Below are 18,083 nucleotides of genomic sequence, written 5' to 3' on the forward strand. Positions count from 1 at the left end.
AACAGCCAAATCGGAGGTAGTGAACATGGCAAATGCGTATAAGCAGGCTGGTGTGGATATTGAGGCCGGGTATGAAGCGGTCGAACGGATTAAAAAGCATGTGAATCGGACGGTCAGGCCTGGTGTAATGGGGGCGCTTGGCGGATTCGGCGGGATGTTCGACCTTTCCAGCCTGGGACTGAAGGAACCGGTGCTTGTTTCAGGTACGGATGGTGTCGGCACGAAGCTGATGCTTGCCTTTATGATGGACCGCCACGATACAATAGGCATCGACGCGGTCGCGATGTGTGTGAATGACATCGTCGTCCAGGGAGCGGAACCGTTATATTTCCTTGATTACATCGCCTGCGGCAAGGCCCAGCCTGAAAAAATCGAGGCGATTGTCAAAGGAATTGCCGATGGCTGCGAGCAGGCCGGGTGTGCGCTTGTCGGTGGTGAAACTGCCGAAATGCCGGGGATGTACTCTCCGGAAGAATATGATCTGGCTGGATTTGCGGTCGGAGCCTGTGAAAAAGCAGAGATTATCAACGGCCAAAAAATCAAGGAAGGCGATGTCCTGATCGGACTGGCGTCGAGCGGCATCCACAGTAATGGCTACTCGCTCGTGCGCAAGGTGTTTTTAGAGCAGGCTGGCTGGGAGCTTGACCGCCATGTCGAGGAGTTCGGCTGCACGCTTGGCGAAGAGCTGCTCAAGCCGACGCGCATTTATGTGAAATCGGTGCTTGCAGCGATGAAGCAGTTCGAGCTTAAAGGACTTGCCCACATCACTGGCGGCGGTTTTATTGAAAATATCCCAAGAATGCTTCCGGAAGGGCTTGGTGCTGAAATGGAGGAAGGCAGCTGGGAGATACCGCAGGTGTTTAAAACATTGGAATCTTTAGCACAACTTGATCGTACGGACATGTATAATACATTTAATATGGGCATTGGCATGGTAGCTGTTGTCGATCCTAAAATCGCCCATGAAGTTGCCGCGTTTTTTAACGAGCAGGGCGAGAAGGCTTCTATAATAGGCACTGTTACCGGTTCTGACGGAATCCAGGTGAAGATGGCTGGTGAGCAGGCATGAAAAAAATAGCTGTTTTGCATCGGGCAGCGGCAGCAATTTTCAGGCAATCGCAGTTGCGGCCCAGGCTGGCACATTGAACGCTGACATCAGTCTGCTTGTTTGCGACAAGCCGGGCGCTTTTGCCATCGATCGTGCTGAAATGCTTGGAATTCCTGCATTCGTCATCAGCCCGAAGAGCTATCCTTCCAAGGCTGCATATGAGGCAGAGATTTTACAAAAACTCGTTGGTCTTGATATCGACATGATAGTCCTTGCCGGCTACATGCGTCTGATCGGGCCGACATTGCTCGAGGCGTATGAAGGAAAAATCGTTAATATCCACCCGTCATTATTGCCTGCTTTCCCTGGAAAGGATGCGATTGGCCAGGCGCTGGCAGCAGGAGTGGAGAAAACTGGAGTGACCATTCATTACGTCGATGAAGGGATGGATACCGGACCGGCCATCGCAAGTGCGACAGTGAGAATCGCGCCAGGCGAGACGAGGGATACACTTCAAAAGAAAATACAGCGGATTGAACACAGCCTGTTTCCAGAGGTTTTGGAGCAGCTGTTGAACGGAGAAGAGGAGGCAGTACAATGGGAAAAAAGCGTGCACTGATCAGTGTTTCAAATAAGGAAGGAATTGTCGAATTAGCGAAAGAGCTTGTACAGCTTGGATTTGAGATCGTCTCGACAGGAGGGACAAAGCAGGCGCTTAAGGATGGCGGTGTCCCGGTCATCGGCATCAGCGATGTGACAGGTTTTTCAGAGATTCTTGAGGGGCGGGTGAAGACGCTTCATCCAAAAATTCATGGCGGCTTGCTTGCAAAGTATGATGATACAACCCACCAGGCACAGCTGTCTGAAAATGAAATTGAGAAAATTGAGCTTGTCTGCGTGAATTTGTATCCTTTTAAAGAAACAATCTCAAAACCTGGTGTTACGCCTGAGGATGCGATCGAAAACATCGACATCGGCGGCCCGGCGATGCTGCGTGCCTCTGCGAAAAACCATCAATACATAACAGTGCTTGTCGACCCTGCGGATTACCAGCAGGTGATTGAAGAGTACAAAAGCCAGAACGAAACCACCCTCGAAACCCGCCGGCGACTGGCTGCGAAGGTCTTCCGCCACACGGCTGCTTATGATGCGCTGATTGCAGAATACATGACAAATCTCGCTGGCGAGGAACAGCCGGAAAAAATGACGGTGACTTACGAATTGAAGCAAACTCTGCGCTACGGAGAAAATCCTCATCAAAAAGCAGCTTTTTACCAGAAGCCGCTTGGATCGGCATTTTCGGTAGCGGCAGCGGAAAAGCTTCACGGAAAAGAGCTTTCCTATAACAATATCAATGATGCGAATGCTGCTTTGCAGATTGTAAAAGAATTCTCCGAGCCGGCAGCGGTTGCAGTCAAGCATATGAACCCTTGCGGAGTTGGAACTGGAAAAGATAGTTTTGATGCTTTTGGAAAGGCTTTTGAAGCAGATCCTGTTTCGATATTTGGCGGCATTATCGCCCTGAACCGCGAAGTGGACGGAGAAACAGCACGAAAGCTATATGAAATATTCCTTGAAATTATCATTGCGCCTTCTTTTAGCGAAGAAGCTCTTGAAATTTTAACGGCCAAGAAAAACCTTCGTTTATTGAAGGTCTCATTTGACGGGGAAGCCTCAAAGGAAAACACATTGTCCTCGATTGAAGGCGGATTGCTTGTCCAGGAACAGGATGCTTTTGGCTTTGAGGAGGCAGAAATTTCTGTACCGACGAAACGTGAACCGACGGAAGCCGAGTGGGAAGCGTTAAAGCTAGGCTGGAAGGTTGTTAAGCATGTTAAGTCAAACGCAATCGTGGTGTCAGATAAAGATATGACATTAGGGATTGGAGCCGGACAAATGAACCGTGTCGGTGCCGCTAAAATTGCCCTGGAACAGGCTGGTTCTAAAGCAGATGGAGCAGCGCTTGCATCTGATGCGTTCTTCCCGATGGATGACACCGTCGAGGCAGCGGCGAAAGCCGGAATCACAGCGATCATCCAGCCAGGCGGATCAGTCCGTGATGCTGATTCAATCAAAAAGGCGGATGAGTATGGGATTGCGATGGTGTTTACAGGCGTAAGGCATTTTAGGCATTAATGGCAGGTCGAATGCAGATTCTGGTTTTAAAAAAAGGTAGTCAGTTTAAACAGCTATCCTGAAATTAACGGAGGTGCGTGTTATGAAGGTTCTTGTGGTTGGCAAAGGCGGCCGTGAGCATGCGATTTGCCGGAAGGTCAGTGAAAGTCCGCTTGTGTCAGAGGTTTTGGCAGCGCCGGGAAATCCAGGGATGGCAGACTGTGCGAAGCTGGTGGCGATCAATGAAACCGAACTGGATAGACTTGTTTCTTTTGCAAAGGAGGAGCAAGTCGGCCTGACAATCATCGGGCCTGAGGTTCCTCTGCTTGAGGGTCTGGCAGATCGTTTCATTGAGGAAGGGCTGAAGGTGTTCGGTCCGCGTAAAGCAGCGGCAATCATTGAGGGAAGCAAGTCGTTCGCGAAGGATTTGATGAAAAAGTACGGCATTCCTACAGCTGCATACGAAACATTTACTGATTATGCCGAGGCACGGAATTATCTCGGCCAGGTTGGAGCACCGATTGTCATCAAGGCGGACGGACTGGCTGCTGGCAAGGGTGTTGTCGTGGCGATGACAGTGCAGGAAGCAGAGCAGGCTTTGCAGGAAATGATGCTGGAGAGTAAATTCGGCGAGGCGTCTGCGAGCGTGGTGATGGAGCAATTTTTAACAGGGGAAGAGTTTTCACTGATGGCGTTTGTGAACGGGGATCGTGTGATTCCACTTGAAATCGCTCAGGACCATAAGCGTGCCTTTGATGGCGACAAAGGGCCGAATACCGGTGGCATGGGCGCGTATTCACCAGTGCCGCACATCAGAAAGGAATCAATACAGGTTGCTGTGGAGCAAATCCTTAAACCGGCAGCGATTGCGATGGAGATGGAAGGGCGCAGCTTTACCGGAATTCTGTATGCAGGGCTGATTGAAACAGTGGAAGGTCCTAAGGTGATTGAGTTCAACGCGCGCTTTGGCGATCCGGAAACACAGGTGATTTTGCCAAGGATGAAATCAGATCTGGTCGAGGTCATGCTAGAGGTGCTAGAGGGAAATAAGCCAGAGATTGAATGGCATGAGGAAGCAATGGTCGGCGTAGTTGTCGCGGCCAATGGCTATCCTGAGGAATATAAAAAAGGCGCTGTGCTGAATGGTCTTGAAAACATATCGCAGGTGTTTCATGCGGGGACGGCGAAAAACAGTGAGGGTGAGTTTGTGACCAATGGCGGCAGGGTGCTGCTTGTCGGGACCAAAGCTTCTTCATTAAAAGAAGCACAGCAAAAGGTATATGCTGAGCTTGAGAAACTGGACTGCCCGGAAACCTTTTACCGAAAGGACATAGGCAGCAAGGCTATCGGGCACGTCTCCTGCTAGAGCCCTTCGCGTAAACGAGCACAAGAGCGATGATGCTTCCGACCAATGCAATCCAGACGAAGCTGACATCCATTATATATTCCCAGAACATAGTATCATCTCCTTTATAGAAAGCCCCCAGGTTTTGGGGGCTTTTGTTTTGTTTAAAACTAACTCGGGTTATAAGGGATCCAGCCTTCAGAATCCCCATTTTCAGCGTTCCGGTCCTCCATCATGTCCTGGCCCTTTTCATATGCTGCAGTCAGCGGGCAATAACGGACGATTCCTTCTCCGACTTTCATTGCGCCCATCATCGCCATGAAAATATAGGAGTCGCGCCAAGGTCTTTTAACCATTTTTGAAGTGGACCAGGCTAGGACAGTCAAGCCAATTGTTATCCTGACAAGCGCGTTGATTATTCCGATATTCGGACGTACATTCATTATCCATCGCTCCTTTATTCCATTTTTACAGTTAATTTGAAATTCTTTAATGCGTTAAACAGTGAAATATGTTACGATAGTACAATAATGTAAGGGCTTTCTTTTTTTGAGTGAATTTCGATTTTAAACATATGGCTCTGTTAAATCCATGTTATATATAAACACTCTGTTGATTGAAGTAGAAGGCGCGTAGAATCCTCCGAAAATGCTAACGCATTTTCATCGTGCGTGGGCAGATTCACGGAAGCGTCTCAATGTCCTGCGGGATCAGCCGGCTGGGTGAGACCCCGCAGGAGCTTGCGACGAGGAGGCTCAGCGCCGGCCCCGCGGAAAGCGAAGCGTCTGGAACGAATATCAACAGCCATTTTTAACAGAGCCCTAACATAGAGAAAAGGGGAACATGGTATGGAACAACGTTATCGATGGAAAAACAAGCAATTGCGCGACCATGCTGCTGTTTTGGACGGCACCCTTTCACCGACGGTCTTATTGAAGAATGCGACATATTTGAACCAGACATTCCGCAAGTGGATGACTGCGAACATTTGGATTTACAATGACAGGATTGTGTATGTTGGTGAAAACCTGCCTGAAAATACAAAGCAATGTGAAATAGTGGATTGCACCGGGATGAAACTGGTGCCGGGCTATATTGAACCTCATGCCCATCCATTTCAACTTTATAATCCCCATTCTTTCGCTGCCTATGCATCGCAGACGGGGACCACGACACTGATCAATGACAATATGGTGCTGGCTTTACAATTAGGAAAAAAGAAAGCGTTTTCTTTTATTAATGAGCTGAATGATAATCCGGTAACGATGTATTGGTGGTGCCGTTTTGATGCGCAGACTGAAATCCAGCATGAGGAGGAGGTTTTCTCTAACAGCAATGTCAGGGCCTGGCTTGAGCATGAGAATATTGTTCAGGGGGGTGAACTGACGTGCTGGCCGAAGCTGATGAACGGCGACGACATGATTCTTCACTGGATGCAGGAAACGAAGCGCCATCACAAGAAAATCGAGGGACATTTCCCTGGTGCATCGGAAAAGACGCTGGCGAAGATGATGCTGTTTGGCGCGGATTGCGACCATGAGGCGATGACTGGCGAGGAAGTCCGCAGAAGGCTGATGCAAGGTTATATGGTGTCACTCCGACATTCATCGATCAGACCGGATTTGCCGAAGCTGCTGGATGAGATTCATGAACTGGATATCGCTGTGTACGACCGTTTTATGATGACAACGGATGGGGCATCGACTGCGTTTTACGAAAATGGCGTAATCGATGAATTGATCCGCATTGCCATCGATCGAGGCGTCCCTGTCATTGATGCTTATAATATGGCAAGCATCAACGTGGCACGTTATTATAATTTCGAGCATCTTCACGGCAATATTGCGACAGGCCGGGTTGCGAATATCAATATTTTGAGTGATGAAATGAATCCTACACCTGTGTCAGTCCTGGCAAAAGGCCAGTGGGTGAAGCGTGATGGAGAAGCGATTGATGCAGCAAAAGAACTGGACTGGACTCAAATGGGATTTGAGCCCCTAAAGATGGATTGGGACCTGACGATGGATGATATGCAATTCTCGATGCCTTTTGGAATTAAAATGGAGAATTCGGTCATTACAAAACCGTACTCAATTTCAATTGATGTGTCCGCTGAGGAATTGTCTTCAAATCATGATGAGTGCTTTTTCATGCTCATCGACCGCCATGGGAAATGGCGCATCAATACGATGCTGAAAGGGTTCGCGACCGACTTGCAGGGGCTGGCAAGCTCGTTTTCCAATACTGGAGACATCATTCTGATTGGTAAAAACAAGCAGGATATGATGGCTGCTTTTAACAGGATGAAGGAACTCGGCGGAGGAATTGTCGCCTGTGAAAATGGTCTGCCTGTGGGGGAGATTCCGTTGAGGCTTCAGGGCATCATGTCGAGCCATCCTGTAACTGAGCTGATGGCGGAGGAGAAGAATCTGCTTGGCTATTTAAAGGAAAAAGGCTATAAATTTGCCGATCCGATTTATTCGCTATTATTCTTCAGTTCAACGCATTTACCGTATATCCGTATCACGCAGGAGGGTATCTATGATGTGATGAAAAAAACGATACTCTTTCCAACGATAATGCGTTAAAATATAAAAGTGCATCTAGACAGAGACAGCCATGAACGAACTGGGAGTTCAAGGGGTGGCGAGAATGAAAAAATGGATCGCTGTGCTGGCAGCCATAATGATCATTACGGCGGGGTGCAGCAGTAAAGAGACAGAAAAAAAAGAAGCAACAGAACATAAAGAAAAAGAAATTGAAGTAGAAGAGACGGTTCCACCGGAGGAACTACCTTATCAATTCCCGCTGAGCGGATTGGGTACTGCAGAAGAGAGCTCCGACCGGGCAGTGGCCGTTGTAGTCAATAACCATCCAAAGGCTCGGCCGCAATCAGGTCTCGAGAAAGCTGATGTCGTCTACGAGGTTCTTGCTGAAGGAGACGTGACAAGGTTCATCGCGATTTTTCAAAGTGAACAGCCTGGAAAAATAGGGCCGGTCCGCAGCGCGAGGGAATACTTTATCGATCTGGCATCCGGATATGACAGCTTTTTTATCGCCCATGGATACAGTCCTGAAGCGAAAGATATGCTTGAACGCGGAGTGATCGATAACATCAACGGCATGCAGTATGATGGAACATTGTTCAAACGGGCCGATTTCCGAAAAGCACCTCATAATTCTTATATCACATATAAGAATATTGTGAAGGGAGCAGAAACGAAAGGCTACGAACTTGATGAAGCACCGGCTTCTGCAGTATTCTTGAGCAGTGAGGAAGCTGAAGGCTTGGAAGGTACTCCGGCTGAAGAATTCATGGTGAAGTACGGTTCGCCGTCATTCGATGCGATCTACGAATATGACGCGGAACAACAGAAGTACCACCGTTTTAACGGCAGTGAAGAAAGTGTGGACTTTGAATCGAAGGAACCACTCCTGATTGACAACATCCTTGTCGTGCAAATGGACCATAGCATTGTGGATGATGTGGGGCGCAGGGTCATTGACATGGCATCCGGCGGCAAGGGATATCTGTTCCAAAAAGGCAAAGTGAATGAGATACAATGGAAAAATGAAGCTGGCAGGATCGTCCCTTATAAGGATGGAGCAAAAGCTGGTTTCGTTCCCGGGAAAACATGGATCAACATTGTCCCATCAATCAGCGATGTCTCATTCGACTCTCAACAATAAAATTTGAGTGAAATAAGGGGTAGACTATATGCAAATTGATAAATTAAGAGGCAAGGAACTCGATCAATTATTCAAGGCAATTTTATCGCTGAAAGACCTCGATGAGGCATATCGCTTCTTCGACGATCTGGCGACAGTGAACGAAATCCAATCACTGGCACAGCGCCTTGAGGTTGCCCGCATGCTTCGCGAGGGCAAGACTTATCATAAAATCGAGACAGAAACAGGCGCGAGCACGGCAACCATTTCCCGTGTCAAGCGATGCTTGAACTATGGAAACGATGCATATGAAATGGCGCTCGAAAGATTGAAAGAACAGGAAAACGCAGAAAAAGCGAAATAGTTTTTGATGAAGGACGGAACCAGGTGTGGTTCCGTTCTTTTTTGTGCGCTGAGAAATTGGAAAAAATCACTGATAATTTCCAATTCGCTATAAAAATAATTTTTTCGCTATATAAATTCAAAAGTGTATTTCTGCAATAAAAAAGTGATTTTTTCATTATTGAAATAAAATTGAATTTTGCCGATGTTAAAAAATGAATTTCCGCTTAAGAGAAAGAAGAACTCGTGGATTCATCAGCTTGAATTAGCTTAATTCGCACGCATAAGCTGACCGATAAAGCAAAAAACTAATGGAAAATACGGGTAAGGGGTTAATTATGAAACAGTTAAAGCCGATTCAGTTCGATACAAGTAAAGTGAAGCCCACGGAAAAGTTCACCAGTGTGGAAATGGGAAAGCTTTGGGCGACATATGAGGGGAACAGCCTGTCAAATGTGATTATCAAGCATTTCCTTCAGCATGTGGAGGATGAGGATATCAAGACACTGCTTGAAAATGCCCTAAGTCTTACAGAGGATTTTATGGAGAAAATAAAAGAGTTTTTGGAGAAGGAAAATTTCCCTTTACCCCTAGGATATACGGAAAAGGACTTTCACTCAGAAGCACCGAGTTTATTTGAGGATGAGTTCTATGTCCATTACTTGAAATATGCGGCAAAAGCTGGATTGAGCATTTACGCGATTGCCCTTCCACTGGTGATGAGGCTCGATATCAGGGAGTTTTTTATCCAGTGTGGGATGGTAACGACGGAGCTTCTCGGGCAAATTAACGGCCTGCTGATGGCCAAAGGTTTTATCATCAAACCGCCTGTCCTTCCGACACCGGAGAAAGTTGATTTCATTGAAAATAAGAGTTACCTGGATGGATTTGGCCACAAACTGCGGCCGCTCCATGCCCTGGAAGTGACCCATCTGTATGACAACATTGAAAACAATGTCACCAGTAAAGCCTTGCTGATTGGGTTCAGCCAGGTAGCGAGGACACAGCAGGTGCGTGACTTTTTCATAAAGGGAATTGAATTGACTGATAAAATGGTGGAGCAGTTAAAAACAAAGCTTCATAAGGAAAATCTGCCGTCCCCGGCATTATTGGATCATTTAGTCACCGATTCTACGACTTCACCTTTTTCCGATAAACTGATGCTTAGCCATAAGGCGGACATGTTCGCGATGAAGGTTAGATCGATGGGGAACTCGATGGCGGTCAACGGACGGAAGGACATCGGCTTGTTATATGGAAAAGCCCTTATGAATGTCGCTTTATATGCGGAGGATGCGGCGGAAATCCTGATTGAGCACGGGTGGATGGAGCAGCCGCCCCATGCCGCAGACAGGAATAAACTGGCGTCAGAATAATATATTGCGCATAATTGTGCGATAACACTAGCCTGCAGATGCAGGCTTTTTTCATTTAGTGTTGTTTTTTTTATGGGGGGGAGAAAAATGGAAAAAAACACTGATAATTTCCAGTTCGCCATTAAAATTTGAAAATCGCCAATAAATCTGTGAACTCCGCCAATAAACCAGGTTAATAGCTCACTTTTAAGGGTAGGGGGTAGGTAAAATATACATTTTGGAGTGAGTTGATGGGGGCAAGTTTGACGGTTATTGCGATTGTAATCATTTATTTAGGCATTATGATCATGATTGGGTACATATCTTCTAAAAAGATCAATGATAATGAGGATTTCCTTGTAGCGGGCCGGAAGATGGGTCCGTGGCTGCTTGCGGGAAGCCTTGCTGCGACCGAGGTTGGCGGCGGTTCCTCGCTGGGGGTAGTCGAAAAAGCGTATGGAGACTGGGGGTTTTCGGCCGTCTGGTACGTCATCTCGATGGCGATTGCGTTCATCGTGCTGGCGTTCCTTGCGCCAATGCTGCGGGACGCTGCTGTAAAAACAGTGCCTGAGTATTTCCGCAGGCGATATGGCGAAGCGAATTCACTGGTAACATCGATTATCATGCTGCTGCCGATGGTCGGGCTGACGGCGGTTCAGTTCATCGCCTCGGCAACAATTCTTTCAGTGATGACCGGCTGGAGCTACACCGTTTCAGTCATCATTGTGACGGTGGTTGTTACGTTATACAGTGTCATGGGCGGGATGTACAGCGTTGTTTATACCGATGTCGTGCAGTGGATTTTCATCATCGTAGGGATGGCAATGATCATTCCATTCACGCTCCAGGCTGGGGGCGGGTTCGAGCAGGTGACGGCCAATATTCCGGAGGCAAAATGGAGCCTCGTTGACGGTGCCGGCTGGGGGACGATCATTGCGCTCGTCGTAATGTATATCGCATCCTTCACAGTTGGCCAGGAGGCGGTCCAGCGCTATTATTCTGCCAAAGACGGCAAGGCTGCTAAGCAAGCATCCTATATTACTTCTATTGTGTATGTGCTGTTCGCGTTCATCCCGGCGGTCATCGGTTTGTTCATGTATGGCATGGTCGAGAATGGCCAGATCGATGGGACGATGCTGATGGAAAGAGGCGCGCAGTACGCATTGCCGGTGCTGGCAATGGAGGTGCTGCCAGATGTGGTCACGGGCATCCTGTTCGCGGCGCTGATTTCAGCGACAATGTCCAGTGCTTCTAGTAATCTATTGGCAGCAGGGTCTATTTTTACAAATGATATATACCATCAGTATATCAACAAGAATGCAGCTGACGGAAAGCTTTTAAAAATGGTCCGCTATACAATGTATGTGGTTTCAGCATTCGCTTTGCTGACAGCAATCTGGAATGTCTCTGATATTATCACGCTATTGATGTTCTCCTTTACACTGAGAGCTGGCGGGGCCTTCATACCTTATGTGTTAGGGCACATTTGGGAAAAAGCGACCCCGGCAGGCAGCCTGGCATCCTTGTTCCTTGGAAGTCTGGCAGTCTATCTTGGCGAAAAAGAGTTCATCAGCTTCTTCGGACTTGATCCTATTTATCTGGCACTGATTGTGAGTGGCATCAGCTTCTATGTGTTTTCAAAATTGTTCACCGAGCAGTACGAACACCGAGATCTTTAAACAGCAAGAAAAGCGTTCCGGCCGGGACGCTTTTTTCATATGTTTCCTTTTTTATATATACACAACAAATGCTATAATGGTGGAATGGATAGATAGAATGGGGGCAATTCAAGGATGTACGATGTTCGCGAGTGGAGACATGTGTTCAAGCTCGATCCAAATAAAGAAATAACTGATGAAGAATTAGATAGAATTTGCGAGTCTGGAACCGACGCGATCATGGTGGGAGGGACGGATGGAGTCACTCTTGAAGGAGTCCTTGATTTGATGTCCCGTGTCCGCCGCTACACGGTACCATGCATTCTCGAGGTTTCGACGATTGAATCGATCACGCCGGGATTCGATTTTTATTATATCCCGACGGTGCTGAACAGCCGCAATCCACAGTTTATCACGGGCCTGCACCATGAAGCGGTCAAGGAGTATGGCGACCTGATGGATTGGGACGAGCTGAAAATGGAAGGCTATTGCATCCTGAATCCGGATTGCAAGGCGGCTAAACTGACTGATGCGAAGACAGACTTGTCGATTGACGATGTACGGGCCTACGCGATGATGGCGGAGAAAATGTATAGCCTGCCGATTTTCTATTTGGAATACAGCGGGGCATATGGCAATCCTGAGTATGTGGAAGCAGCCAAAGGCGTTCTCGAAAAAACGGTTCTCTTTTACGGCGGCGGAATCGAAACAGCGCAGCAGGCAGAAGAAATGGCCGGACATGCCGATGTCATTGTGGTCGGAAATGTCGTGTACAGCAACCTTGATGAGGCATTGAAGACCGTAGCTGCAGTAAAGAAATAACGAAGTTGTATATAAGGATTTTATGAGATAAAATAAGAACAAATGTTTGTATGGTGGTGAAGAGTGTGCAATTTTTAACGGATAAATTACTGAATGGCTTGAACCCGGAGCAGCAGAAGGCTGTCAAGACAGTGGACGGGCCTTTGCTATTGATGGCAGGGGCAGGCTCTGGTAAAACAAGAGTCCTGACACACAGAATTGCGTATTTAATGGTGGAAAAAGGGGTAAACCCTTATAACATCCTTGCGATTACGTTTACGAATAAAGCGGCGCGCGAAATGCGTGAGAGGATTCAGAAGATGATGGGCGGAGCGGCAGACGATATCTGGATTTCGACGTTCCACTCAATGTGTGTGCGCATTTTGCGCAGGGACATCGACCGTCTTGGCTATAACCGCAACTTCACGATCCTTGATTCGACCGACCAGCAGTCTGTCATCAAGTCGATTTTGAAGGACAAGAATATGGACCCGAAAAAATATGATCCTCGTGCGATCCTTGGGACAATCAGCTCGGCAAAGAACGAATTGATTACGCCGGAGGAATATGCGAAGACAGCGGGAGATTATTTTTCCCAGAAGGTCAGCGATGTGTATACGGAGTACCAGCGCAGGCTGCTAAAAAATAACGCGCTTGATTTCGACGATTTGATCATGACGACGATCACGCTGTTCATCCGCGTGCCGGAAGTGCTGGAGTACTACCAGCGCAAGTTCCAGTACATCCATGTCGATGAGTACCAGGATACGAACAGGGCACAATACATGCTGGTGAAATTGCTTGCGCAACGATTCCAGAACCTATGTGTTGTCGGTGACTCGGACCAGTCGATCTATCGCTGGCGCGGTGCGGATATCACGAATATCCTTTCTTTTGAAAAGGACTACCCGAGGGCAAGCGTGATTTTGCTTGAACAGAACTACCGCTCGACGAAAAAGATTTTACTGGCGGCGAATATGGTCATCCAGAACAATATGAACCGTAAGCCGAAAAACCTTTGGACAGAGAACCCAGAGGGCAACAAAATCATGTACTACCGCGCGGACAGTGAACAGGGCGAGGCGCAGTTTGTCATCGGCAAAATCCAGGAGCAGATTCGCAATGGCCGCAAGCTGTCTGATATCGCGATTCTCTACCGGACGAACGCTCAGTCCCGTGTGATCGAGGAATCTTTCCTGAAGTCGAACATCGATTACTCAATCGTCGGCGGCATCAAGTTCTATGACAGAAAAGAAATCAAGGATCTTCTTGCATACCTACGTCTGATTTCCAATCCTGATGATGATATCAGCTTGCAGAGGATCATCAATGTGCCAAAGCGCGCAATTGGTTCAACCTCAATCGATAAAATCGCCAATTTTGCGGCAATGCATGATCTGTCGATGTTCCAGGCGCTGGAGACGATTGAGATGATCGGCCTCAGCCCGAAAGCGGAAAAAGCAGCGGCTGAATTCCGCAACCTGGTCAGCAATTACACGCACCAGCAGGAATATCTGTCAGTGACTGAGCTGGTGGAGGAAGTCCTTGATAAAACAGGCTACCGTGATATGCTCAAGGCGGAAAAATCGCTGGAATCACAGAGCCGACTTGAAAACATAGATGAATTTTTAACCGTAACAAAAAGCTTTGAAGAAAGCAGTGAAGACAAGAGTCTGGTCGCATTCCTGACGGATTTGGCACTTGTTGCGGATATCGACCGCCTGGATGAGGACGGCGAGAAAAAAACTGATTTCGTCACATTGATGACACTGCACTCAGCCAAGGGACTAGAGTTCCCAGTTGTGTTCCTGATCGGAATGGAAGAGGGAGTATTCCCGCATAGCCGCTCCTTGATGGAAGAGGATGAGATGGAGGAAGAACGCCGTCTTGCCTATGTGGGCATCACTCGCGCCGAAGAAGAGCTTTTCATCACGAATGCGCAAATGCGTACCCTTTTCGGCCGTACGAATATGAATCCGGAATCACGGTTCATTAAGGAAATACCGGCTGATTTGGTTGAAGATGCCGTTCCAAAAGTGAGAAGGCCTGCACCAACAAGCGGCGGCAGACCTGCTGCAGCGAGTGGAGGCAGACCTGGGGCTTCAGCAAGACCGTCCATGCCAACTCGCGGAGCTGTTTCCCGTCCGGTCGCAGCTGCAAGCGGCGGCGAAGGCATCGATTGGAAGGTTGGCGACAAAGCACAGCATGGCAAGTGGGGAACAGGAACCGTTGTCAGCGTAAAAGGGTCAGGAGAAGGCACAGAGCTTGATATCGCCTTCCCAAGTCCAACAGGCATCAAACGTCTGCTGGCCAAGTTCGCACCGATTACAAAGGCTTAAACAAACTTTTTTTCTTATAGATTACTTTCTAGCTCCAGCGCTTTGTCCCTCAGGTCATAAGGCGGCCACCACTGTTTTCTAGCTATCCGTCTTATGCTCGTCGGGGCTGACCAAGGCGCTTGCGCTTTTCATTTTCATTTCATTTATGAAAGGGCTGGATTTATGGATTTTCAGAGCGCTGAGAGAAAAGCTAAGGATTTGCAAAATCTGCTTAATCAATATAGTTATGAATATCATGTTCTTGACCAGCCGTCGGTTCCGGATGCGGAGTATGACAGGCTTTTGAGGGAACTGATTGAAATCGAGGAGCAATTCCCTGAAATGCAGACTCCCGACTCTCCTACACAGCGTGTTGGCGGCGAGATTTTAACGATGTTCAACAAGGTGCAGCATGCGATTCCGATGCTGAGCCTGGGAAATGCCTTCGATGAGCAGGACCTGCGCGATTTTGACCGTCGTGTCCGCCAGGGTGTTGGCGAAGATATTGGGTATGTATGCGAACTGAAGATCGATGGTCTGGCAGTCTCGCTCATCTATGAAGATGGGCTGCTCGTGCGCGGTGCGACTCGCGGTGATGGAACGACTGGTGAGGATATTACGTCTAACCTGAAGACGATCCGTTCCTTGCCGATCCGCCTGAAGGAACCAGTTTCACTTGAAGTCCGCGGTGAAGCATTCATGCCGAAGAAATCATTCGAAGCTTTGAATAAAGCAAGAAAAGAACGTGAAGAAGAGCCATTTGCCAACCCGCGTAATGCGGCTGCTGGCTCCCTTCGACAGCTTGACCCGAAGATTGCTGCTTCAAGAAATCTGGATGTATTCCTCTATGGTATTGCAAATGTCGGTGATACGGGCATCCGCGCACATAGTGAGGGACTGGATTATCTGGAGAAGCTCGGATTCAAAACCAATAAAGAGCGCCGGAAAGTCGACAGTATTGAAGGTGTTATCGAGTATGTGAACAGCTGGGTCGAAAAGCGCCCAGACCTGCCATACGATATCGATGGCATCGTTATCAAGGTTGATTCACTCGACCAGCAGGCTGAGCTTGGAACGACGGCGAAGAGTCCGCGCTGGGCGGTTGCCTACAAGTTCCCTGCCGAAGAAGTCGTAACGACTTTGAAGGATATTGAGTTGAGCGTGGGCCGCACAGGTGTCGTCACACCGACTGCCATCCTTGAACCAGTCCAGGTAGCTGGTACTACCGTTGGACGTGCTTCCTTGCACAATGAAGACTTGATTCGGGAAAAAGATATTAAAATCGGTGATAAAGTCGTCATTAAAAAAGCAGGAGATATTATCCCGGAAGTTGTTAATGTCCTTGCTGAGCAGCGGACAGGGGATGAAGTCGAGTTCCACATGCCTACAGAATGCCCTGAATGCGGCAGCGAACTTGTCAGGATCGAAGGCGAAGTCGCGCTTCGCTGTATCAATCCAAAGTGCCCGGCACAAATCAGGGAAGGCCTGATCCACTTCGTTTCCCGTGATGCGATGAACATTGACGGACTTGGAGAGAGAGTGGTAAGCCAGCTGTTTGCACAAGAGCTGATTAAGGATGTAGCAGACATTTATAAGCTTACACGCGAGCAGCTTCTGGCTCTTGAGCGAATGGGCGAGAAGTCCGTCAACAATTTGCTGTCGGCAATCGAAGCCACGAAGGATAATTCACTGGAAAAGCTATTGTTCGGACTCGGTATCCGTCTAGTTGGGGCAAAAGCGGCAAAGACATTGGCTCAGGAATTTGGAACAATGGATCACCTGATGAAGGCAACGAAGGAAGAATTGACGGCTATCAATGAGATCGGCGACAAAATGGCCGACTCCATCGTCACTTATTTTGACAATGATGAAGTGAAGGAACTGGTTTCCGAGCTCAAGACTGTCGGCGTCAATATGGAATACAAAGGACCTAAGAAGGTTACCGCTGAAGAATCGGATTCGTTTTTTGCCGGTAAAACAATCGTGTTGACCGGCAAGCTCGAGCAAATGGGCCGAAATGAAGCAAAAGAAAAAATCGAGGCGCTCGGCGGCAATGTAGCCGGCAGTGTCAGCAAGAAAACGGATTTACTCATTGCCGGAGAAGACGCAGGTTCAAAGCTGACAAAAGCCGAAAGCCTGGGGATTGAAGTGTGGAACGAGGAGAGAATGCTTGAAGAATTAAATAAATAAGAGGTGTACACGCCATGAGGAAGCTCTCAATGGTCGCTCTATCTCTTGTCCTTTTGCTGACGGCCTGCGCCCCTAATTTTCAAAAGCAGGAAGAGGTCGTCCAGGAGAAGGATGATGAAACAAAGGAAAAAGCGATTATCCCGAAATATAAAATTTCGGACAAATACTACCGTACCATTATGCCGTTCGAGCCTGGGGAAGCTCGCGGAATGGTCGTCAACAATCTGAATACGCGCTATGACATCACCGAGTTCGAGACTGGGCTGATGAGGGTTGCCCAAAACTCTTTCCCAACAGACAAGTATGTCTTTAAAGAAGGCCAGTATCTCGACAGCAGTACCGTAGCATCCTGGCTGGAGCGGGAAATGACTCCGGCTCAGGTAGAGGCTAAGAAAAAAGAATTGCAGGCTAAGTATAAAAAAGAAAAAATTAATAAGAAGGTCGTAGTGAATAACCTAGGCCTGAATCCTGCTAATCCTGGCAAGGGCGATGCCCATGAACAGAATAAAAAGAATCCTATTTATCTAGCACATATCCTGGAGCATAATTATCTCGTCCAATCAGGAGAAAAGGATACGTACCAACTTGGCGGCATCGCCATTGGCCTGGCACTGAATTCCGTCCACTATTATCAAGAGGTTGAATTTGGGGCAGTATTTGAGAAAAATATTTCCCGCTCCGTTCTTGAAGCCGAAGGGAAGAAAATTGCCCAGGAAGTCGTCAACAGGTTAAGAGGAATTGACGAACTGAAAAATGTACCGATTACCATCGGATTGTTTGAACAGGAAAGCCGATCTTCTGTTGTTCCCGGCAACTTTTTCACCTATGCAGAAGTATCCCAGGGCAGCAACAATATCGGCAGCTGGAAGGATGTAAAAGAAGAATACATCCTGTTTCCGTCAGATAAAGCCGAGAAGGAACACCGGGATGACCTGACATTCTTCCAGAACTTCAAGCAGGATGTGGAGGAATATTTCCCTAACTTCAACGGCGTCATCGGCAAAGGCTTTTATCTGGATGGCCAGCTACAAGAGTTGAATATCGAGATTCCTATCCAGTTTTACGGCGAAGCTGAGGCGATTGGTTTCACACAGTATGTAACGGGACTGGTCATGGAGCACTTCCCTAACTACATTTCCGTTCAGGTCAGCGTATCATCCGTACTGGGACAGGAAGCCCTGATCGTGAAAAAGCCGGATCAGGATGAACCATTTGTGCATATTTATCAGTAAGGTGAAGCAA

At 47.9% G+C, this 18,083-nt stretch carries 15 protein-coding genes; 13 read left to right on the forward strand and 2 right to left on the reverse strand.

Annotated features, from left to right (window positions below):
• Window positions 1–25: 25 nt before the first annotated feature.
• The 4 genes from purM to purD all read left to right on the forward strand — a co-directional run bounded on the left by purM (window position 26) and on the right by purD (window position 4,529).
• On the forward strand, window positions 26–1,069 hold the full coding sequence (gene purM, locus FOF60_RS01670; protein WP_192473552.1) for a phosphoribosylformylglycinamidine cyclo-ligase: 1,044 nt from the start codon (window positions 26–28) through the stop codon (window positions 1,067–1,069).
• A complete protein-coding gene (gene purN, locus FOF60_RS01675; RefSeq protein WP_264647627.1) occupies window positions 1,056–1,667 on the forward strand; it encodes a phosphoribosylglycinamide formyltransferase in 612 nt (203 codons plus the stop codon). Before purM ends, purN begins: the two co-directional genes overlap by 14 nt.
• Complete coding sequence (gene purH, locus FOF60_RS01680) at window positions 1,646–3,184, forward strand: bifunctional phosphoribosylaminoimidazolecarboxamide formyltransferase/IMP cyclohydrolase (protein WP_192473550.1); 1,539 nt, start codon at window positions 1,646–1,648, stop codon at window positions 3,182–3,184. Before purN ends, purH begins: the two co-directional genes overlap by 22 nt.
• Before the next feature lie 82 nt (window positions 3,185–3,266).
• Window positions 3,267–4,529, forward strand: a complete 1,263-nt coding sequence (gene purD / locus FOF60_RS01685) for a phosphoribosylamine--glycine ligase (RefSeq protein ID WP_192473549.1) — start codon at window positions 3,267–3,269, stop codon at window positions 4,527–4,529.
• Here the strand turns inward: purD and FOF60_RS24490 are convergent.
• Window positions 4,507–4,620 (reverse strand): EYxxD motif small membrane protein, encoded by a 114-nt coding sequence (locus FOF60_RS24490; protein ID WP_353056695.1) that lies wholly within the window; start codon window positions 4,618–4,620, stop codon window positions 4,507–4,509. The two genes, purD and FOF60_RS24490, sit on opposite strands and share 23 nt — an antisense overlap.
• A gap of 58 nt (window positions 4,621–4,678) precedes the next feature.
• The gene (locus tag FOF60_RS01690) at window positions 4,679–4,951 is read right to left on the reverse strand and encodes a YgaP family membrane protein (protein WP_192473548.1); all 273 of its coding nucleotides are present in this window, start codon (window positions 4,949–4,951) and stop codon (window positions 4,679–4,681) included.
• Between the two features lie 405 nt (window positions 4,952–5,356).
• Between FOF60_RS01690 and FOF60_RS01695 the strand changes: the two genes are divergently transcribed.
• The 9 genes from FOF60_RS01695 (at window position 5,357) to FOF60_RS01735 (ending at window position 18,073) form a co-directional block, all read left to right on the forward strand.
• Window positions 5,357–7,096, forward strand: a complete 1,740-nt coding sequence (locus FOF60_RS01695) for an adenine deaminase C-terminal domain-containing protein (RefSeq protein ID WP_192473547.1) — start codon at window positions 5,357–5,359, stop codon at window positions 7,094–7,096.
• A 64-nt stretch (window positions 7,097–7,160) separates the two neighbouring features.
• A complete protein-coding gene (locus tag FOF60_RS01700) occupies window positions 7,161–8,198 on the forward strand; it encodes a DUF3048 domain-containing protein (RefSeq protein ID WP_192473546.1) in 1,038 nt (345 codons plus the stop codon).
• A gap of 28 nt (window positions 8,199–8,226) precedes the next feature.
• On the forward strand, window positions 8,227–8,541 hold the full coding sequence (locus FOF60_RS01705) for a YerC/YecD family TrpR-related protein (RefSeq protein WP_023626236.1): 315 nt from the start codon (window positions 8,227–8,229) through the stop codon (window positions 8,539–8,541).
• A gap of 316 nt (window positions 8,542–8,857) precedes the next feature.
• Window positions 8,858–9,895 carry a DUF3231 family protein gene (locus tag FOF60_RS01710; protein ID WP_192473545.1) on the forward strand — a complete coding sequence of 346 codons (1,038 nt, stop codon included), beginning with the start codon at window positions 8,858–8,860 and terminating at the stop codon, window positions 9,893–9,895.
• Between the two features lie 230 nt (window positions 9,896–10,125).
• The gene (locus FOF60_RS01715) at window positions 10,126–11,553 is read left to right on the forward strand and encodes a sodium:solute symporter family protein (RefSeq protein WP_192473544.1); all 1,428 of its coding nucleotides are present in this window, start codon (window positions 10,126–10,128) and stop codon (window positions 11,551–11,553) included.
• A gap of 114 nt (window positions 11,554–11,667) precedes the next feature.
• Window positions 11,668–12,354 carry a heptaprenylglyceryl phosphate synthase gene (locus FOF60_RS01720; RefSeq protein ID WP_192473543.1) on the forward strand — a complete coding sequence of 229 codons (687 nt, stop codon included), beginning with the start codon at window positions 11,668–11,670 and terminating at the stop codon, window positions 12,352–12,354.
• 65 nt (window positions 12,355–12,419) lie between these two features.
• Complete coding sequence (pcrA, locus tag FOF60_RS01725) at window positions 12,420–14,672, forward strand: DNA helicase PcrA (RefSeq protein WP_264647628.1); 2,253 nt, start codon at window positions 12,420–12,422, stop codon at window positions 14,670–14,672.
• Window positions 14,673–14,834: 162 nt separating this feature from the next.
• Window positions 14,835–16,841 (forward strand): NAD-dependent DNA ligase LigA, encoded by a 2,007-nt coding sequence (ligA, locus tag FOF60_RS01730; protein ID WP_192473541.1) that lies wholly within the window; start codon window positions 14,835–14,837, stop codon window positions 16,839–16,841.
• A gap of 14 nt (window positions 16,842–16,855) precedes the next feature.
• On the forward strand, window positions 16,856–18,073 hold the full coding sequence (locus FOF60_RS01735; protein WP_192473540.1) for a CamS family sex pheromone protein: 1,218 nt from the start codon (window positions 16,856–16,858) through the stop codon (window positions 18,071–18,073).
• Window positions 18,074–18,083: the final 10 nt, after the last annotated feature.

This window comes from Mesobacillus jeotgali (assembly GCF_014856545.2).
Classification (GTDB): Bacteria; Bacillota; Bacilli; order Bacillales; family Cytobacillaceae; genus Mesobacillus.

Bases quoted from the DNA above. Each gene is read 5' to 3' on its own strand.
- purM (WP_192473552.1), top strand. From the start codon at position 26: ATGGCAAATGCGTATAAGCAGGCTGGTGTGGATATTGAGGCCGGGTAT.
- FOF60_RS01690 (WP_192473548.1), bottom strand. From the start codon at position 4,951: ATGAATGTACGTCCGAATATCGGAATAATCAACGCGCTTGTCAGGATA.
- FOF60_RS24490 (WP_353056695.1), bottom strand. From the start codon at position 4,620: ATGTTCTGGGAATATATAATGGATGTCAGCTTCGTCTGGATTGCATTG.
- FOF60_RS01720 (WP_192473543.1), top strand. From the start codon at position 11,668: ATGTACGATGTTCGCGAGTGGAGACATGTGTTCAAGCTCGATCCAAAT.
- purD (WP_192473549.1), top strand. From the start codon at position 3,267: ATGAAGGTTCTTGTGGTTGGCAAAGGCGGCCGTGAGCATGCGATTTGC.
- FOF60_RS01700 (WP_192473546.1), top strand. From the start codon at position 7,161: ATGAAAAAATGGATCGCTGTGCTGGCAGCCATAATGATCATTACGGCG.
- FOF60_RS01705 (WP_023626236.1), top strand. From the start codon at position 8,227: ATGCAAATTGATAAATTAAGAGGCAAGGAACTCGATCAATTATTCAAG.
- FOF60_RS01695 (WP_192473547.1), top strand. From the start codon at position 5,357: ATGGAACAACGTTATCGATGGAAAAACAAGCAATTGCGCGACCATGCT.
- purH (WP_192473550.1), top strand. From the start codon at position 1,646: ATGGGAAAAAAGCGTGCACTGATCAGTGTTTCAAATAAGGAAGGAATT.
- FOF60_RS01715 (WP_192473544.1), top strand. From the start codon at position 10,126: ATGGGGGCAAGTTTGACGGTTATTGCGATTGTAATCATTTATTTAGGC.
- ligA (WP_192473541.1), top strand. From the start codon at position 14,835: ATGGATTTTCAGAGCGCTGAGAGAAAAGCTAAGGATTTGCAAAATCTG.
- FOF60_RS01710 (WP_192473545.1), top strand. From the start codon at position 8,858: ATGAAACAGTTAAAGCCGATTCAGTTCGATACAAGTAAAGTGAAGCCC.
- FOF60_RS01735 (WP_192473540.1), top strand. From the start codon at position 16,856: ATGAGGAAGCTCTCAATGGTCGCTCTATCTCTTGTCCTTTTGCTGACG.